The 16705-nt window shown below is 71.6% G+C and carries 14 protein-coding genes; 9 read left to right on the top strand and 5 right to left on the bottom strand.

Going from position 1 to position 16705, the window contains the following annotated elements:
- Positions 1-33 precede the first annotated feature (33 nt).
- Positions 34-933: a response regulator transcription factor gene (locus ACWCRJ_RS07110; RefSeq protein WP_450938339.1), complete on the bottom strand. Its 900-nt coding sequence runs from the start codon at positions 931-933 to the stop codon at positions 34-36.
- Between the two features lie 105 nt (positions 934-1038).
- On the opposite strand from ACWCRJ_RS07110, the gene ACWCRJ_RS07105 reads away from it, so the two are divergent.
- Both ACWCRJ_RS07105 and ACWCRJ_RS07100 read left to right on the top strand, forming a co-directional pair.
- Positions 1039-2718 carry an AMP-binding protein gene (locus ACWCRJ_RS07105; protein ID WP_450938338.1) on the top strand — a complete coding sequence of 560 codons (1680 nt, stop codon included), beginning with the start codon at positions 1039-1041 and terminating at the stop codon, positions 2716-2718.
- Positions 2715-4307 carry an AMP-binding protein gene (locus ACWCRJ_RS07100; RefSeq protein ID WP_450938337.1) on the top strand — a complete coding sequence of 531 codons (1593 nt, stop codon included), beginning with the start codon at positions 2715-2717 and terminating at the stop codon, positions 4305-4307. Before ACWCRJ_RS07105 ends, ACWCRJ_RS07100 begins: the two co-directional genes overlap by 4 nt.
- Before the next feature lie 21 nt (positions 4308-4328).
- Here ACWCRJ_RS07100 and ACWCRJ_RS07095 read toward each other — a convergent pair whose 3' ends face one another.
- Positions 4329-5033, bottom strand: a complete 705-nt coding sequence (locus ACWCRJ_RS07095; RefSeq protein ID WP_450938336.1) for a hypothetical protein — start codon at positions 5031-5033, stop codon at positions 4329-4331.
- A 276-nt stretch (positions 5034-5309) separates the two neighbouring features.
- Here ACWCRJ_RS07095 and gcl point away from each other — a divergent pair, with 276 nt between their 5' ends.
- Complete coding sequence (gene gcl / locus ACWCRJ_RS07090) at positions 5310-7094, top strand: glyoxylate carboligase (RefSeq protein WP_450938335.1); 1785 nt, start codon at positions 5310-5312, stop codon at positions 7092-7094.
- Positions 7095-8124: 1030 nt separating this feature from the next.
- Here the strand turns inward: gcl and ACWCRJ_RS07085 are convergent.
- Together ACWCRJ_RS07085 and ACWCRJ_RS07080 are read right to left on the bottom strand one after the other, a co-directional pair.
- A complete protein-coding gene (locus ACWCRJ_RS07085; RefSeq protein WP_450938334.1) occupies positions 8125-9015 on the bottom strand; it encodes a 2-hydroxy-3-oxopropionate reductase in 891 nt (296 codons plus the stop codon).
- 80 nt (positions 9016-9095) lie between these two features.
- Complete coding sequence (locus tag ACWCRJ_RS07080) at positions 9096-9926, bottom strand: TIM barrel protein (protein ID WP_450938422.1); 831 nt, start codon at positions 9924-9926, stop codon at positions 9096-9098.
- A 144-nt stretch (positions 9927-10070) separates the two neighbouring features.
- On the opposite strand from ACWCRJ_RS07080, the gene ACWCRJ_RS07075 reads away from it, so the two are divergent.
- The 6 genes from ACWCRJ_RS07075 to ACWCRJ_RS07050 all read left to right on the top strand — a co-directional run bounded on the left by ACWCRJ_RS07075 (position 10071) and on the right by ACWCRJ_RS07050 (position 14130).
- Positions 10071-10322 (top strand): hypothetical protein, encoded by a 252-nt coding sequence (locus ACWCRJ_RS07075; protein WP_450938333.1) that lies wholly within the window; start codon positions 10071-10073, stop codon positions 10320-10322.
- A complete protein-coding gene (locus ACWCRJ_RS07070) occupies positions 10319-10687 on the top strand; it encodes a helix-turn-helix domain-containing protein (protein ID WP_450938332.1) in 369 nt (122 codons plus the stop codon). The genes ACWCRJ_RS07075 and ACWCRJ_RS07070 overlap by 4 nt, the downstream gene beginning before the upstream one ends.
- 162 nt (positions 10688-10849) lie before the next feature.
- Positions 10850-11374, top strand: a complete 525-nt coding sequence (gene uraD / locus ACWCRJ_RS07065; protein WP_450938331.1) for a 2-oxo-4-hydroxy-4-carboxy-5-ureidoimidazoline decarboxylase — start codon at positions 10850-10852, stop codon at positions 11372-11374.
- The gene (uraH, locus tag ACWCRJ_RS07060; protein ID WP_450938330.1) at positions 11371-11772 is read left to right on the top strand and encodes a hydroxyisourate hydrolase; all 402 of its coding nucleotides are present in this window, start codon (positions 11371-11373) and stop codon (positions 11770-11772) included. Before uraD ends, uraH begins: the two co-directional genes overlap by 4 nt.
- 5 nt (positions 11773-11777) lie before the next feature.
- Entirely contained in the window at positions 11778-12680 is a 903-nt protein-coding gene (gene pucL, locus ACWCRJ_RS07055) for a factor-independent urate hydroxylase (RefSeq protein WP_450938329.1), read from the top strand.
- Positions 12681-12750: 70 nt separating this feature from the next.
- Positions 12751-14130 (top strand): 8-oxoguanine deaminase, encoded by a 1380-nt coding sequence (locus ACWCRJ_RS07050; protein WP_450938328.1) that lies wholly within the window; start codon positions 12751-12753, stop codon positions 14128-14130.
- A 125-nt stretch (positions 14131-14255) separates the two neighbouring features.
- Here ACWCRJ_RS07050 and ACWCRJ_RS07045 read toward each other — a convergent pair whose 3' ends face one another.
- Positions 14256-16454, bottom strand: coding sequence for an alpha-N-acetylglucosaminidase (locus tag ACWCRJ_RS07045; protein WP_450938327.1), 2199 nt, complete (start codon positions 16452-16454; stop codon positions 14256-14258).
- Between the last annotated feature and the right edge of the window lie 251 nt (positions 16455-16705).

Below are 16705 nucleotides of genomic sequence, written 5' to 3'. Positions count from 1 at the left end.
ACGAGCCCCCGCCGGGCCGCCGGGGACGGAGTTCTAGGGCAGCAGCCCCGCCCGCCGGGCGGCCACCACCGCCTCCAGACGGGTGTGCGCGCCCAGCTTGCGCATGGCCGACCGCAGATACGCCTTCACGGTCTCCGGACGCAGTCCCAGCCGTCGCGCCGCGACCGCGTTCGTCGCGCCCATCGCCACACAGGCCAGCACGTCCACCTCACGCGCGGTGAGGACGATCCGCTCACCGCCGCCCTGGGCGGGCACGGCCGGTCCGGCGGCCTCCTCGCCGGAGGCGGACGCGCCCGCCAGCCGTCCGCACACCCGCAGCAGCTCCGCCCGCAGCGCCGGATCGTCGATGCGCGGGGCCAGCGCGCGCAGCGCCCCGTGCGCCTCCCGGACCTCCTCCCACGCCCCGGCCGAGTCCCCGTGCTCGACGGTCGTCTGGGCCGTGACCAGCAGGTTTCGTGCCTCGTCCCGCACCACCAGCGCCTGCTCCAGGTCCCGCGCCGCGTCCAGCGCGGCACCCACCGTGCGGTCGCCCAGCGGCTGTGCCGCGCGCAGGGCGCCGTACAGCACCCCGCGCACCTGGCGCCGTACGACGACGGGGACCGCGAGGACGGAGCGGATGCCCTCGGCGGCGACCGTAGCGTCGTACTCGTGGCTGATCTGGCGTGACAGCGAGTAGTCGGTCACCCAGCAGGGGCGGGCCAGGGCCAGCGTCCTGCCGCCGAGGCCGTTGCCCGAGTGCACGGCGAGACCGCTGAGCGCGGCCGTCCTGTGGCCCTGGAGTTCGCTGATGCGCAGTCGCCCGGAGCCGGGTTCGACCAGCCCGGCGAAGGCGAGCGGCAGCCCGGTGGACCGCCGCAGGACGCGCAGAGCGCTCCGCAGGTCCGCCTTTTCCGGCCGGACCGTCCCGAGGGGATCCGAGGGATCGGATGCCACGAACTCACCCCTTCCGCGCGACGCACCCCCGTTCGGGGGTGGTGAGACGTGTATCACGCATTACACGATGTCAGGCAACGGTCCGGCAATGAGGAGGACACACACATGTCGGCGAGGACGAGCGCCACGGACGAGTTCCGGGCGGCCCGGGACTTCCTGCTGGCCCATCGTGAGGACTACGCCGCGGCCTACGAGGGCTTCACCTGGCCACGCCCGGAGTACTTCAACTGGGCGCTCGACTGGTTCGACGTGATCGCACGCGGGAACGACCGCGCGGCGCTGCACATCGTCGAGGAGGACGGCACCGAGACCAAGGTCTCCTTCGCCGAGATGTCCGAGCGCTCGTCCCGGGTCGCCAACCGGCTGCGGGACCGGGGCGTCCGCGCCGACGACCGCATCCTCGTCATGCTCGGCAACCAGGCGGAGTTGTGGGAGACGGCCCTCGCCGCGATGAAGCTGCGGGCCGTCGTCATCCCCGCCACCCCGCTGCTCGGCCCCGCCGACCTGCGCGACCGGGTGGAGCGCGGCCGGGTCAGGCACGTGATCGTACGGGCCGAGGAGGCCCCCAAGTTCGCGGACGTGCCCGGCCGTTACACCCGGACGACCGTCGGCGGCACGATGGACGGCTGGCGGCCGTACGAGGAGGCGTACGCGGCCCCCGCCCGGTTCGAGCCGAACGGGCCGACCAACGCCTCCGACCCGCTGATGCTGTACTTCACCTCGGGCACGACCGCCCGGCCCAAGCTGGTCGAGCACACCCATGTGTCGTACCCCGTGGGCCACTTGGCGACCATGTACTGGATCGGCCTCAAGCCCGGCGACGTGCATCTCAACATCTCCTCGCCCGGCTGGGCCAAGCACGCCTGGTCCAACCTCTTCGCCCCCTGGAACGCGGAGGCGACGGTGTTCATCCACAACTACACCCGCTTCGACGCGGGCCGGCTGCTGTCGGAGATGGACCGCGCGGGAGTCACCACCTTCTGCGCCCCGCCGACCGTGTGGCGGATGCTGATCCAGGCCGACCTCACCCAGCTGAGGACCCCGCCCCGCGAGGTCGTCGCCGCCGGCGAACCCCTCAACCCCGAGGTGATCGAGCAGGTGCGCCGCGCCTGGGGCGTGGACATCCGCGACGGCTTCGGTCAGACCGAGACCGCCGTCCAGGTCTCCAACAGCCCCGGCCAGGAACTCAAGACCGGCTCGATGGGCCGGCCGGGCCCCGGCTTCAAGGTCGTCCTCCTCGACCCCGTCTCGGGCGCCCCCGGCGCCGACGAGGGAGAGATCGCCCTCGACCTCTCCAACCGCCCGGTCGGTGTGATGACCGGCTACCACGGCGACCCGGACCGTACGGCGGAGGCGATGGCCGGCGGCTTCTACCGCACCGGTGACATCGGCTCCCGCGACGAGGACGGCTACATCACCTACGTGGGGCGCGCGGACGACGTGTTCAAGGCCAGCGACTACAAGATCAGCCCCTTCGAGCTGGAGAGCGCCCTGCTGGAGCACGACGCGGTCGCCGAGGCGGCCGTCGTGCCCGCGCCGGACGAGCTGCGGCTCGCCGTGCCGAAGGCGTACATCGTGCTGGCGGCCGGCTGGGAGCCGGGCCCGGACACCGCGAAGCTGCTGTTCGAGCACTCCCGGACCGTCCTCGCCCCCTACAAGCGGCTCCGCCGCCTTGAGTTCGGCGACCTGCCGAAGACCGTGTCCGGCAAGATCCGCCGTATCGAGCTGCGCGAGGCCACGGCCGCGGGCTCGGACGCGGAGTACCGCGAGGAGGACTACAAGTGAGCGGCGAACTGTCCTACACCCACGGCACCGGCGGCACCGCCCTGCTCGGCGACACCATCGGTGTCAACCTCGACCGCGCGGTCGCGGCCTGGCCCGACCGCGAGATGCTCGTCGACCTGCCGTCCGGCCGCCGCTGGACGTACGCCCGGTTCGCCGCCGACGTCGACGCGCTGGCGTACGCGCTGCGCGCGAGCGGCGTCGACAAGGGCGACCGGGTCGGCATCTGGGCCGTCAACTGTCCGGAGTGGGTGCTCGTCCAGTACGCCACCGCCCGCATCGGCGCGATCATGGTGAACATCAACCCGGCCTACCGCACCCACGAGGTCGAGTACGTCCTCAACCAGGCGGGCGTGTCCCTGCTCTTCGCCTCGCTCAGCCACAAGGCGAGCGACTACCGGGCGATGGTCGAGGAGGTGCGCACCCGCTGCCCGAGGCTGCGGGAGACCGTCTACATCGGGGACCCGAGCTGGGACGCGCTGATCGGGCGAGGGACACCGGTGCCGTTCGAGGACCTGTCCTGCGACGACCCGATCAACATCCAGTACACCTCGGGCACCACCGGCTTCCCCAAGGGGGCGACCCTCTCCCACCACAACATCCTCAACAACGGCTACTTCGTGGGTGAGTCGCTCGCCTACACCGAGCAGGACCGGATCTGTGTGCCCGTGCCCTTCTACCACTGCTTCGGCATGGTGATGGGCAACCTCGCGGCCACCTCGCACGGCGCCTGCGTCGTCATCCCTGCCCCGTCCTTCGACGCGAAGGCCACCCTGGAGGCCGTCCAGCGCGAGCGCTGCACCTCCCTGTACGGCGTACCGACCATGTTCATCGCGGAGCTGAACCTCCCCGACTTCGGCGCGTACGACCTCTCCTCCCTGCGCACCGGCATCATGGCGGGCTCGCCCTGCCCGGTCGAGGTGATGAAGAGGGTGGTCACCGAGATGCACATGAGGGAGGTCTCGATCTGCTACGGCATGACCGAGACCTCGCCCGTCTCCACCCAGACCCGGCGCGACGACGACCTGGAACACCGCACCGCCACCGTCGGCCGCGTCCTGCCGCACATCGAGGTGAAGGTCGTCGACCCGGTGACCGGGGTGACGCAACCACGCGGCACGGCGGGGGAGTTGTGCACCCGCGGCTACAGCGTGATGCTCGGCTACTGGGAGGAACCGGAGAAGACCGCCGAGGCCGTCGACCCCGGCCGGTGGATGCACACCGGCGACCTGGCGACCATGCGCGAGGACGGATATGTCGAGATCGTCGGCCGGATCAAGGACATGATCATCCGGGGTGGCGAGAACATCTACCCGCGCGAGATCGAGGAGTTCCTGTACGGCCACCCGAAGATCGCCGACGTCCAGGTGGTGGGCGTACCGCACGAGCGGTACGGCGAGGAGGTGCTGGCCTGCGTCATCCCGCACGAGGGCGCCGAACCGCTCACCCTGGAGGAGCTACGGGCCTACTGCGAAGGACAGTTGGCGCACTACAAGATCCCGAGCGCGCTCCGTGTCCTCGACTCCTTCCCGATGACGGTGTCGGGGAAGGTGCGGAAGATCGAGCTGCGGGAGCGGTACGCCGCCGGATAGCCGCCGCGCGCGAGCGCCGCCTCAGGCCCCCGCACCCAGGGCGGCCAGCTCCGTCGCCGCGCCGTTCACCGGCTGCGGGGTGCCCGTGAGGTCCAGGACGAACAGGCAGACGCCCAGGCCGTCGGCGCGGTCGCGGGCGTCCTCGCCGTACCCGGCGAGGGAGAAGTAGAGGCAGCCGGTGGACTCCGTCATGGCGGTCAGCCACAGGCACTCGACATCACGTGACGAGGCCGGGCGGACCGACGGGTCCACCTGGGCCAGGACGCCCCGCGCGGCCAGGCCGATCCCGGACGGCTGGCGCTGGTCGGCGCGCCGGATGTCCCGGTAGCCCAGCCAGCGCAGATAGAGGGCGACGGCGGTGACCGCGTCGCGGGCCGTGCGGATGGTGAAGGGCCGGAAGGCCGCCCGGGGACCGGCGGGCGCTCCGGCGGTGCCGAGGGCGCCGCCCGGGCTCGGCGCGGGCAGGGTGCCGGCGACGGGCACGCGCAGCACGGTCCCGCAGGCGCAGCCCAGCTCCGGACGGGGCCACTCCCCGGCGCGGCCGCAGCCTCCGCAGCGGACGGTGACCCAGTCCTCCTCCCAGGTGTGGTGGGTGACGGAGGTGGGGGTGCCGCGGCGGTTCAGGGGCGGGGCGACCGGGGTGCCGCACGCGCAGGGGTAGGCCGGCGCGGCGTACTGGTGTTCCCGCCCGCAGTCCGGGCACCGCACCGCCATGCTCTCGCTCATGATCCCCACCCCACCACCCGAGCCGCACCGAGAACGCCTCCTCATCGTCCTCCAGCAGGGGCCGGTGCGGCAGGGAAACACCCCGAGACGCACGGGTGGATCGGCGCTGCCCGTGCCCTTGACGCTCCCTGCCGCCCCTTCTAATCTGATTCCAGATAGCAGAAAAACTTTTCCGCATTACGGAACAAGAGCGGAAAGGTCACTGACGGAATGACGGAAGTGCTCGCCGCGGGGCGCGACGGGAGTGAGTCCGGCAGCTGAAGCAGGAGTGAGCACATGGCTCGTATGACCGCTGCCCGCGCGGCAGTCGAGATCCTCAAGCGTGAGGGTGTGCGTGACGCGTTCGGTGTCCCCGGAGCGGCGATCAACCCCTTCTACGCGGCTCTGAAGGCCGCCGGCGGGATCCAGCACACCCTGGCCCGGCACGTCGAAGGCGCGTCGCACATGGCCGAGGGCTACACCCGCACCCGTCCCGGCAACATCGGCGTGTGCCTCGGCACCTCCGGGCCCGCCGGGACCGACATGATCACCGGCCTCTACTCGGCGACCGGCGACTCCGTCCCGATCCTCTGCGTCACGGGCCAGGCACCCACGGCCGTGATCCACAAGGAGGACTTCCAGGCGGTCGACATCGCCTCCATCGCCGGGCCGGTCACCAAGATGGCCGTGACCGTGCTGGAGGCCGCGCAGGTTCCCGGAGTGTTCCAGCAGGCCTTCCACCTGATGCGCTCGGGACGCCCCGGACCGGTCCTCGTCGACCTCCCGATCGACGTCCAGCTCACCGAGATCGAGTTCGACCCCGACACCTACGCGCCGCTGCCGGTCTACAAGCCGGTCGCCACCCGTGCCCAGATCGAGAAGGCGATCGGGCTGCTGAACGCGTCGGAGCGGCCGCTGATCGTCGCCGGTGGCGGTGTCATCAACGCCGACGCGGCCGAACTCCTCGTGGAGTTCGCCGAGTTGACCGGTGTTCCGGTGGTGCCCACGCTCATGGGCTGGGGCGTCCTGCCCGACGACCACGAGCTGAACGCCGGCATGGTGGGTCTGCAGACCTCGCACCGCTACGGCAACGCGACCTTCCTGGAGTCCGACTTCGTCCTCGGCATCGGCAACCGCTGGGCCAACCGGCACACCGGGAAGCTGGACGTCTACACGGCCGGACGGAAGTTCGTCCACGTCGACATCGAGCCCACCCAGATCGGCCGCATCTTCGCCCCCGACTACGGCATCGCGTCCGACGCCGGGGCCGCGCTGGAGCTGTTCGTCACGGTGGCACGGGAGTTGAAGGCGGACGGCCTCCTGCCGGACCGCTCCGCGTGGGCGGCCGGCGCGCAGGACCGCAGGGCCCGCCTCCAGCGCCGTACTCACTTCGACGACATCCCGATCAAGCCGCAGCGCGTGTACGAGGAGATGAACAGGGCGTTCGGCCCCGAGACCCGGTACGTCTCCACCATCGGCCTCTCCCAGATCGCCGGCGCCCAGATGCTGCACGTCTACCGTCCGCGCCACTGGATCAACTGCGGCCAGGCGGGCCCGCTCGGCTGGACGGTCCCGGCCGCGCTCGGCGTGGCGAAGGCCGACCCGGAGGCGTCGGTGGTCGCCCTGTCCGGCGACTACGACTTCCAGTTCATGATCGAGGAGCTGGCGGTCGGGGCACAGCACCGCATCCCGTACATCCATGTCCTGGTCAACAACTCCTACCTGGGCCTCATCCGCCAGGCCCAGCGCGCCTTCGACATCGACTTCCAGGTCAACCTGGAGTTCGAGAACGTCAACTCGCCCGAGCTGGGCGTCTACGGCGTCGACCATGTGAAGGTCGCCGAGGGGCTCGGCTGCAAGGCGATCCGGGTGACCGACCCGGCCGAGCTGGGCGCCGCCCTCGAAGAGGCGAAGAAGCTCGCGGCCCGGTACCGGGTGCCGGTCGTCGTCGAGGCGATCCTGGAGCGCGTCACCAACATCGCGATGTCCACGACCAACGACATCGGCGACGTGGTGGAGTTCGAGGAGATCGCGACGGAGCCGGGCCACGCGCCCACGTCGATCAGGTCCTTGCGGGTCTGAGAGGTCGTACGCGGCTGGGGGGCGGCTCATCCGGGGGGTGGGCCGCCCCCTTCGGCACAGCGTGAGTACGAGAGCGGGCGGCGGACGTGAGCGCGACGAGGGGAGGCCCTGCGGCGGCGCGACCCCGCTGGACGCGAGCCGCTTTGTCGTGCCGCCGCAGGGCCTCCCCCTGCCACCCCGGGTCTCCCCCGATCCCCGGGCCCCCCGTTTCCCCCGTGGTCCCCCGTGCGTTTCCCCCGTGCCTCCGCGTTCCCCCGTGGAGGCTTCCCCCGTGGAGGCCCGCCGCCCCCGTGCCGGCGGGCCTCCTGTGACGAGAATGTGCCCTGCCTCACTGGTAGTTGAAGCCCCCACGCACGGGTTCAGAGGTTGATTTGAGGATTCCGTAGACGGCCTACGCACGCTTGCGTAGGCAGGAGGACGACGGCGTCGTCCGTGATCGGGTCGTCGGACCGAACCGCTGTCGGCGCGGGCGCGGTCCGTCGACCACCTGCCGGGAGCCGCCGAGGACCGGCACCGCGCAGGCGGCGCCGGTCCTCGGCGGCTCCCACCGGGCCGGTGCGCCGGTGCTCGCCGTGCCGGGCCCGGACCGCGGCGGATGCGTCGGCGCCGGTTTCGCGTCCCTCACGTCGAGACGCGGGCCGGAGCCTTCACCACCGCACTGGCGTGCACGCCGCCGCGGTCCGTGCCCTGCCCGCGCGCGTCCGACACCCACCCCTCATCCGGGTCGGTCGGAAACGGTCGCGGGCGGTGCGTCCGGTGGCTGATGGGTGACCATCAGGGACCGGACGCCGTTCGGGAATGTTGGAAGTCGATCGCCGGATCGTGCGGTTCCCGCAGCCCGGCGCGCCCCCGTGACCTCGGCCGGGCCCTCACCCACCGTCAGGCGGCGTACGCGCCTCATGACGCGCCGCCGACGCCGCTCAGGAAGTCGGCGTAGGACGGACGGTGGTTCCGGCCCGCGGCGGCGCCTGGGCGCGACAGGACAGATGTCGGCGCCGCCGCGGACCGGAAGTTCGGGGAGGTGCCGGCCTCAGACCCGGGCGCCGGAGAGGCGCTCCACGGCCCGCAGCAGGGCCGAGTGGTCGAGGCCGCCGTCGCCCTGGGCGCGCAGTGAGGCGACCAGCTGGGCCACCACGGCGCCGACGGGCAGCGCGGCGCCCACGGCGCGGGCGGCGTCGGTGACGATGCCCAGGTCCTTGTGGTGCAGGTCGACGCGGAAACCCGGCCGGAAGTCGCGGTTCAGGAAGTTGTCCTTCTTGCGGGTCAGCACGGTCGAGCCCGCGAGCCCGCCGTTCAGGACGTCGAGCGCCGCCGCCAGGTCCACGCCCGACCTCTCCAGGAAGACCACGGCCTCGGCGCACGCCTGGATGTTCACGGCGACGATCAGCTGGTTCGCGGCCTTCACGGTCTGCCCGGCGCCGTGCGGACCACACAACACGACGGTCCTGCCGAGCGCCTCGAAGACCGGCTCGGCCTCGGTGAAGTCGGCCCGCTCGCCGCCGACCATGATGGACAGCACGGCCTCGACCGCGCCCGCCTCGCCGCCGGACACCGGGGCGTCGAGCACCCGGATCCCCTTCTCCCGCGCGGCCTTCGCCAGGTCGACGGAGGTCTGCGGGGTGATGGACGACATGTCGATCAGCAGCGTGCCGGGCCTGGCGTTCTCCAGGACGCCGCCGGGGCCGTACGCGATGGCCTCGACCTGAGGAGAGGCGGGCACCATCGTGACGACCACGTCGGCGTCGCGCACGGCCTCGGCGACGGAGGCCGCCGCGGTCCCGCCGGCGGCGGTCAGCCGGTCGAGCTTGTCCTGCTCCAGGGTGTGGCCCGTGACGTCGTAACCCGCCTTGATCAGGTTCTCCGACATGGGGGAACCCATGATGCCGAGACCTATCCACGCGACCTTGGGGAGATTGCTCATGGTGAGGGTGCCTCTCTGACTGCTCTGCTGCGTCTTCGGGGAGGGCCACGCCCGCGGGACGGGCCTGCGACGGCGGGGCCTCAGCGGGCCGCTCGGGGGAGCCATGCGAGGGTCTCGGCGCTCGGGCGGTCGCCCGGCTTGTACTCCAGGCCCACCAGGCCCTCGTAACCGGCCTCGGCCAGCTGGTCGAGGAGGTCCTCCAGCGGGACGGTGCCGGTGCCCGGGGCGCCGCGACCGGGGTTGTCGGCGATCTGCACATGGCCGGTCCTCGCGGCGTACTCGGCGATCACCCGCGGCAGGTCCTCGCCGTTCATGGACAGGTGGTAGAGGTCCATCAGGAAGCGCGCGTTGCCGAGGCCCGACGCCTCGTCGACCCGGTCGACGACAGCGACGGCGGACGGGGCCGACACCAGCGGATACCGCGGCGACTCCACCCGGTTCAGGGCCTCGATCAGCAGGATCGCGCCGATCCGGTCGGCCGCGCGGGCCGCCGCCACCAGGTTGCGCAGGGCCAGCGCGTCCTGCTCCGCCGGATCCACCCCGTCGACGCGGTTGCCGTACAGGGCGTTGAGCGCCGTGCAGCCGACCGACTCGGCGAAGGCCGCGGCCACCTCGATGTTGGCGCGGAACCTCTCCGACTCCTCGCCCGGGACCGACAGCGCGCCCCGGTCCGGACCCGGTAGGACACCGGAGTAGAAGTTCAGCCCGGTGAGTTGCACACCCGCGCCCTGCAACGCGCTTCGCAAGGAGTCCAGTTCGTACCGCGCGGGGGTGGGGGAGTCGACCCACGGCCACCACAGCTCGACCGCGGTGAAGCCGGCCGCGGCGGCCGCCGCGGGGCGCTCCAGGAGCGGGAGTTCCGTGAAGAGGATCGACAGGTTGACGGTGTAGCGCTGCTCCGCGAATCCCATGGGGCTTCCGGCGCTCCCTTCCGTACCGATTTCCATTTTCCATATTGTGGAACTTTGTTTCTGCCTAATGGAAGAGTGCCGTCGGTCTTCGAGGCTTGTCAAGGGGGCTCGGTGGAAAACGGCGCCGCGCGTTAGGTTGTGCCCGTGCGATTGAGAGTGGAGTTCACGACCGAGCCCTTCGACCTGGACGAGGCCCCGGCGCACGCGCTCGTGGCCCGTGAGGTCGTCGAGGCGGCCGCACTGGACGCGGTCGACGTCGGCCCGTTCGGCAACACGGCGGAGGGGGGTGCCGACGCGGTGCTCACCGCCGTGGACGCCCTGCTGCGCCGGACCCTGGAGTCGGGCGCCACCCGGATCTCGCTCCAGATCAACGTGCTCGGGGAGAACGGCGAGTGACCCGCGCCGGTGACGAACCCTTCGTCGCGGCCGTCAAGCCGCTCGTCGACGCCATGGGCGGGCTGATGCTGCCGCCGGACGAGGCCGGCCCCGACGACGTGGTCCTCTCCTGGGAGGGCGCCGACGTCGTCGCCGTACGCCTGCCGCAGCTCGCCGAGTCCCTGGACCACATCCTCGCCGCGATGGAGCGACAGAAGGGCCGGCCGCTGGCGGACCTCGACCGCAGGGCCAAGCAGGAGGTCGTACGGACACTGGAGGCGCGCGGCGCCTTCTCCGTGCGCCACGGCGTGGAGACCGTCGCGAGCGCGCTCGGCGTCAGCCGCTTCACCGTCTACAACTACCTCAACCGTGAGAAGGGGGTCTGAGGACTTCCGGGTCCTGAGGGCTTCCCGGCGGCTCCGGCGCCTCGTGAATGCCTCTGAGGGGCCGCCCGTAACCGCGATTTTTCAACAAACTGTTGACGCAATGTCGTCGCGAGGCGTTAGCTTGCCGTAGCCAGTCCAGCACCACGGCTAACGGAGGCTCCCGTGATCTCGCGTTCTTCGGCACCGGGCCTCGCCCGTTTCAACACCCTGGAGGAGCCCGCGGCCACCGCGGCGCTCCACGAGGCGTGCGCCTCGGCGGCCTGGGGACGCAGAGTCCTCGCCGCTCGCCCGTACACCACCGTCGAGGAACTCCTCACCGCCAGTGACGCAGCCATGGCCGAGCTGACCGAGCGGGATCTCGCGGAGGCCATGGCCGGGCACCCGCCGATCGGCCGCCCGAAGCCGGGCGACCCGACCTCCGCCCGTGAACAGCACGGGATGGCCGGCGCCTCCGACCGGCTCAGGGCGGAGATGCTCGAACTGAACCTGGCGTACCAGGAGAGGTTCGGCCATGTCTTCCTGATCTGCGCCACCGGCCGCACCGGAGAACAGATGCGCGACGCGCTCAGGGAGCGGATCGGCAACGTGCCGGAGCGGGAACGCGAGATCGTCCGCTCCGAACTGGGCAAGATCAACCGCATTCGCCTGGCCCGGCTCGTCGAAGTGGAAGAGGAAGCCCCGTCATGAGCACCAGCACGACCGCCTCGGTGTCCACGCACATCCTGGACACCTCCGTCGGCCGCCCCGCCGCGGGCGTCGCCGTCCACCTCGCCGCCCGTACGGGACGCGACGGCGACTGGCAGGCACTCGGCGGCTCGGCGACCGACGCCGACGGCCGCTGCAAGGACCTCCCGGCGCCGCCGGAGGGCACGACCCACGTACGGCTCCACTTCGAGGTCGAGCCGTACCTCGCACAGACCGTGAACAAGCAAGCCGATGCGCAGCAGGACGCCCCCGCGAACCGGGACAGCGGTGCCGTGTTCTTCCCCGAGGTCGTGATCACCTTCGCGGTGACACCCGGTGAGCACTACCACGTACCGCTGCTGCTCAACCCGTTCGGCTACTCCGTATACCGAGGGAGCTAGCACCCATGCCCATCCTGGGACCGAACCAGTACGGCAAAGCCGAGAACCGGGTCGTCAAGATCACTCGGGACGGCGCCACCCACCACATCAAGGACCTGAACGTGTCCGTGTCGCTCTCCGGCGACATGGCCGAGGTCCATCTCTCGGGCTCGAACGCGAACGTCCTGCCGACGGACACCACCAAGAACACGGTGTACGCGTTCGCCAAGGAGCACGGCATCGAGTCCGCCGAGCAGTTCGGCATCCACCTGGCCCGGCACTTCGTGACCTCCCAGCCGGCCATCCAGCGGGCCCGCATACGCATCGAGGAGTACGCCTGGGAGCGCATCGAGCACGGCGGCGAGGGCGCGCACTCCTTCGTCCGCGCGGGGCAGGAGACCCGGCTGGCGCAGATCACCTACGACGGCTCGTCGTGGGAGGTCCTCTCCGGCCTCAAGGACCTCACCGTCATGAATTCGACCGACTCCGAGTTCTGGGGCTACGTCAAGGACAAGTACACGACCCTGCCCGAGGCGCACGACCGCATCCTCGCCACCGAGGTCTCCGGCCGCTGGCGCTTCAACTGGACCGACGAAGCGGGGGAGATGCCCGACTGGGAGACGTCCTACGAGCAGGTGCGGCAGCACATGCTCCGGGCGTTCGCGGAGACGTACTCGCTCTCGCTCCAGCAGACCCTGTACCAGATGGGCGCGCGGATCATAGACAACCGGAGCGAGATCGACGAGGTCCGTTTCTCCCTGCCCAACAAGCACCACTTCCTGGTCGACCTCACCCCCTTCGGCCTGAAGAACGACACCCCCGACGGAGCCGTGTACTTCGCCGCCGACCGCCCCTACGGCCTGATCGAGGCCACGGTCCTGCGGGACGGGTGCGAGGCGAGGATCCCGGCGGACCTCACCAACCTGTGAGGCGACCTCCACAGTGACCTCCGCAGCGCCCCCCGCAGTGACCTCCGAAGAGACCTCCGAAGGACGGACCATGGCAGCAACGAAGCGCATCGTCATCGAGAACGCGGCGATCGCGACCGTGGACGCGCAGGGCACCGAGTACGCGTCCGGTCATGTGGTCGTGGCGGACGACGTCATCGAGTCGGTCGGCGCGGGCCGGGCCCCCGAGGGCCTGACGGACGTCGTACGCCGGATCGACGCGAGCGGCCACCTCGTGACCCCGGGCCTGGTCAACACGCACCACCACTTCTACCAGTGGATCACCCGGGGCCTGGCCACCGACCACAACCTCTTCGACTGGCTCGTCGCGCTCTACCCGACCTGGGCCCGCATCGACGAGCGCATGACGTACGCGGCGGCCCAGGGCTCGCTGGGCATGATGGCCCGCGGCGGTGTGACCACGGCCATGGACCACCACTACGTCTTCCCCAAGGGCTCCGGCGACCTGTCCGGCTCCATCATCCGGGCCGCGCGCGAGACGGGCGTCCGCTTCACCCTCGCCCGGGGCTCCATGGACCGCAGCGAGAAGGACGGCGGCCTGCCGCCGGACTTCGCCGTCGAGACCCTGGAGGGCGCGCTCGCCGCCACCGAGGAGACCGTCCGGCAGCACCACGACGCCTCCTTCGGCGCGATGACCCAGATCGCCGTCGCCCCCTGCTCCCCCTTCTCGGTCTCCACCGAACTGCTCCGTGAGGGCGCCGAGTTGGCCCGCCGCCTCGGGGTGCGGCTGCACACCCACGGCTCGGAGACGGTGGAGGAGGAGAAGTTCTGCCACGAGCTGTTCGGCATGGGTCCCACCGACTACTTCGACTCGACGGGCTGGCTCGGCGAGGACGTGTGGATGGCCCACTGCGTCCACATGAACGACTCCGACATCGACGCCTTCGCCCGTACGAAGACGGGGGTCGCCCACTGTCCCTCGTCCAACGCCCGGCTGGCCGCAGGGATCGCCCGCGTCCCGGACATGCTGGCCGCCGGCGTCCCGGTCGGTCTCGGCGTCGACGGCACGGCCTCCAACGAGTCCGGCGAACTCCACACCGAACTGCGCAACGCGCTGCTGGTCAACCGCCTCGGCACCCACCGCGAAGCGGCCCTCACCGCCCGCCAGGCACTGCGCCTCGGCACCTTCGGCGGCGCCCAGGTCCTCGGCCGGGCCCGCGAGATCGGTTCCCTGGAGCCCGGCAAGCTCGCCGACCTCGTCCTGTGGAAGCTGGACACCCTGGCCCACGCCTCGATCGCCGACCCGGTGGCCGCCCTGGTCCTCGGCGCGGCCGCCCCGGTGACGGCGTCGTTCGTGAACGGCCGGCAGATCGTGGAGGACGGCCGCCTGCTGCACGTCGACGAGGACGCGATCGCCCGCTCCACGAGGGACGAGGCCCGGCGGCTGGCGCGGATCGCCGCCGAGGCGTGACCCGCTGAACTCCGGTCGAGGGGGACGGCCCTCGGCCGGAGCCGTGGACCCGGCGAGGTCCACGGCAGCCGTCTCCGGGGCGCGCGTACACGCGTGCCCCGGAGCGGCCCACTGTGCCGTAGGGCTCAGGAGAGCGCGGTGAGCCGGTCCCGGACGCGTGTCGCGACCGCGTACGTGTCCCCGGTCGGCTCGGTCGCGAGCGGCCCCGGATTCCGCGCCCAACGGTCCTCCAGGGCGAACCAGTCGATCTTCTTCGGCGCCCGGCCCGCCGCCAGCGCGGCCCGCAGCTCCTCGAAGTACGTCGACCAGCGCAACCGGTACAGCCCGCCGACCAGCCCCGCCCACTCCCGGTTGGCGTAGTCCCGCAGCCCCGCGTCCGCGCCCTCCCGCGTCCCCCACACGGTGAGCAGCGACAGGTTGTCGTAACCCAGCTCCGTCCGCTCGGCCGCGCCCGCACCCCAGGAGCGGGCGTCCGCGACCCAACGCCCCAGCAGATGACGGGAGTCGGTGGCCACCAGCTCGTCCAGCAGGTCCATCAGGGAGAGCCAGTCACGGCTCGCCGTCGCCAGCCGCGTGGCGTCCTTGGCGTCGTACGCGGCCTTGATCTGCGGCAGCATGACCCGGCTGCGGTTGGACAGGGCCTGACGGGCCACGTCGAGCAGGTCGCGGCGGTACGCGGAGGACGCCCGCAGCTCCGGCCGTACCCGCAGCATCTCGCCGAGCGCGGGCTCGAAGTCGGCCGCGCTGTAACGGAGTTGCTTGGGCGACCAGCGGCCCGCCCGTACGGCGTTCAGCGCGGGCCGGGAGCCGAACAGGCCGTCGGCGCCCTCGCTCCAGGAGTCGGCGCGCGTGGTGCCGTACGCGGTGCGGCGCAGGATGTCCCAGGCCGCCTCCGCATGCGGGTCACGGGCCCCGTACCGAGCGTGCGCCCACTCGGCGAACCAGGTCTTGAGATCCAACTCGCCCTCTCGCCAGGCGAGTTCGGAGAAGAGGGCGAAGGCGGCCGGGTTGTTGTCCGCCGCCTCGGGCATCAGGGCGATCCCGTGCAGCCTGCTGCCGTCCTTGGTGCGCCACTTCTCGTACAGCGCGGCCCAGTCGGGGGTGTTCGCGCCCAGCGTGGTGTGCCCGCCGAAGTTCCAGATCGACCCGAACGCGTATGGGGTGTCGCCCCAGTCGGCCTCGCGGTCGGTGACCGTGGGGAAGCGGTCGGAGAGTCCGTCGACGACGAGCATGTGCTGCTTGTCGACCGCGTCGACGATCGCGCGCGGCGGGTTGTGCTGCCAGCCGAGGATCACCCACGTGGCCCCGGGCCGGGACCGCTGCAGCGCCCGCTCGACACCCTTCGCCGCGTCGGCGACGGGCACGTCACCCGGGTCGCCGCCCTCGTGCAGCAGATCCATCTTGTACAGGGACGAGGGGCCGAACATCTCGTCCTGCGCCCGGTAGAAGGCCGCGGCCACCCGCGCGAACTCGGCCCCGCGCGGATCCAGCCAGTCGGGGCGCGCGAAACCCATCCACTCGCCCTGCGGGACGGTCCGCGCCCCCGGGACCCGCTCCGCGAACCCGGCCGGGACCGTCCCGAAGTAGCCGGGGAACACCGGTGTCATCCCCAGCTCACGCGCCCGGTCGGCGATCCGGCGCCCGAGGACGGCCCGCGCGTCCAGGAGCTGCCGGGAGACGGGGGACGGGAAGGCCGACAGGTTCTGCAGCAGCCACCACGGCTGATGGGCCGGGCCCGGCACCCACGTCCGCAGCTCCTCCTCCCCGTACCCGAACTCCTGGAACACCCGGTGGTACAGCGCGTCCGCGCCCGCGTAGACGAGGACCTCGTTGTAGCCGTGCAGCGCCAGCACGTCCAGCTCGCGCTCCCAGTACGTCCAGTCCAGGTACGCGCCCGTGTAGCCGTCGTTGGTGTCGTTCAGGGCGAAGCGGTGGGTGACGTTGGCCTGCCGGGCGACCGAGCCGTCGAGGCCGGGCAGCTCGCGCGGCAGGAGGTTGGTCTGCTCTCCCGCCCAGTTGATCTCGGCGTACGCGATGTGCCGCAGATACCAGTTGAGGCCCGTGAGTTGGGTGGCCGGTGTGTCACCGGCGACCGTGACGCGCCCGGTGCTCCCCGACACGCGGAAGGTGTCGAGCTCCCTGGTGTCCGTGAACGTGATCTGCCGCCAGTGGTCCGGCAGCAGCCGCCGGGCCGCCGCCGAGGCCGTCCGCAGCGCCTTGTCGGCCCGTGGCGTGTCGTCCGAGGGGATCGCGCGGGCCGGGGTACAGGCGACCGCGGGAGTGGCGGCGAGGGCGGCGAGCAGGGCACGGCGGGCGAGCGGCATGGTGTCTCCGGGGTGCGGTGGGGGTACGCCGTCGGAGGAATACCCGCCGGAACCGCACTTGTGCGCAGACACAGGGCCACACGGGGGAGAACCCGGCATGAACGACTCCTTCCGCCGAGGCGGGCCGTCTTATCGGTGCCGTCCCAGGTCATCAGCTCGACGGTGATGTACAGGCCGGGCCCGATCCGGCGTGCCGCTGTCGTACGGCGATCATGACGGCCGGACTCCGGCGCCGCACCCGGATTTCGGGG

It is taken from the genome of Streptomyces sp. NPDC002324 (assembly GCF_053593335.1).
Note: the sequence above shows the minus strand (reverse complement) of the source record. Positions and strands in the feature narration are given on the sequence as shown.

Excerpts from the sequence above, each read along its gene's own strand:
- ACWCRJ_RS07105 (WP_450938338.1), top strand. The coding sequence starts at position 1,039 with ATGTCGGCGAGGACGAGCGCCACGGACGAGTTCCGGGCGGCCCGGGAC.
- ACWCRJ_RS07095 (WP_450938336.1), bottom strand. The coding sequence starts at position 5,033 with ATGAGCGAGAGCATGGCGGTGCGGTGCCCGGACTGCGGGCGGGAACAC.
- gcl (WP_450938335.1), top strand. The coding sequence starts at position 5,310 with ATGGCTCGTATGACCGCTGCCCGCGCGGCAGTCGAGATCCTCAAGCGT.
- ACWCRJ_RS07085 (WP_450938334.1), bottom strand. The coding sequence starts at position 9,015 with ATGAGCAATCTCCCCAAGGTCGCGTGGATAGGTCTCGGCATCATGGGT.
- ACWCRJ_RS07080 (WP_450938422.1), bottom strand. The coding sequence starts at position 9,926 with ATGGGATTCGCGGAGCAGCGCTACACCGTCAACCTGTCGATCCTCTTC.
- uraH (WP_450938330.1), top strand. The coding sequence starts at position 11,371 with ATGAGCACCAGCACGACCGCCTCGGTGTCCACGCACATCCTGGACACC.
- pucL (WP_450938329.1), top strand. The coding sequence starts at position 11,778 with ATGCCCATCCTGGGACCGAACCAGTACGGCAAAGCCGAGAACCGGGTC.
- ACWCRJ_RS07050 (WP_450938328.1), top strand. The coding sequence starts at position 12,751 with ATGGCAGCAACGAAGCGCATCGTCATCGAGAACGCGGCGATCGCGACC.
- ACWCRJ_RS07045 (WP_450938327.1), bottom strand. The coding sequence starts at position 16,454 with ATGCCGCTCGCCCGCCGTGCCCTGCTCGCCGCCCTCGCCGCCACTCCC.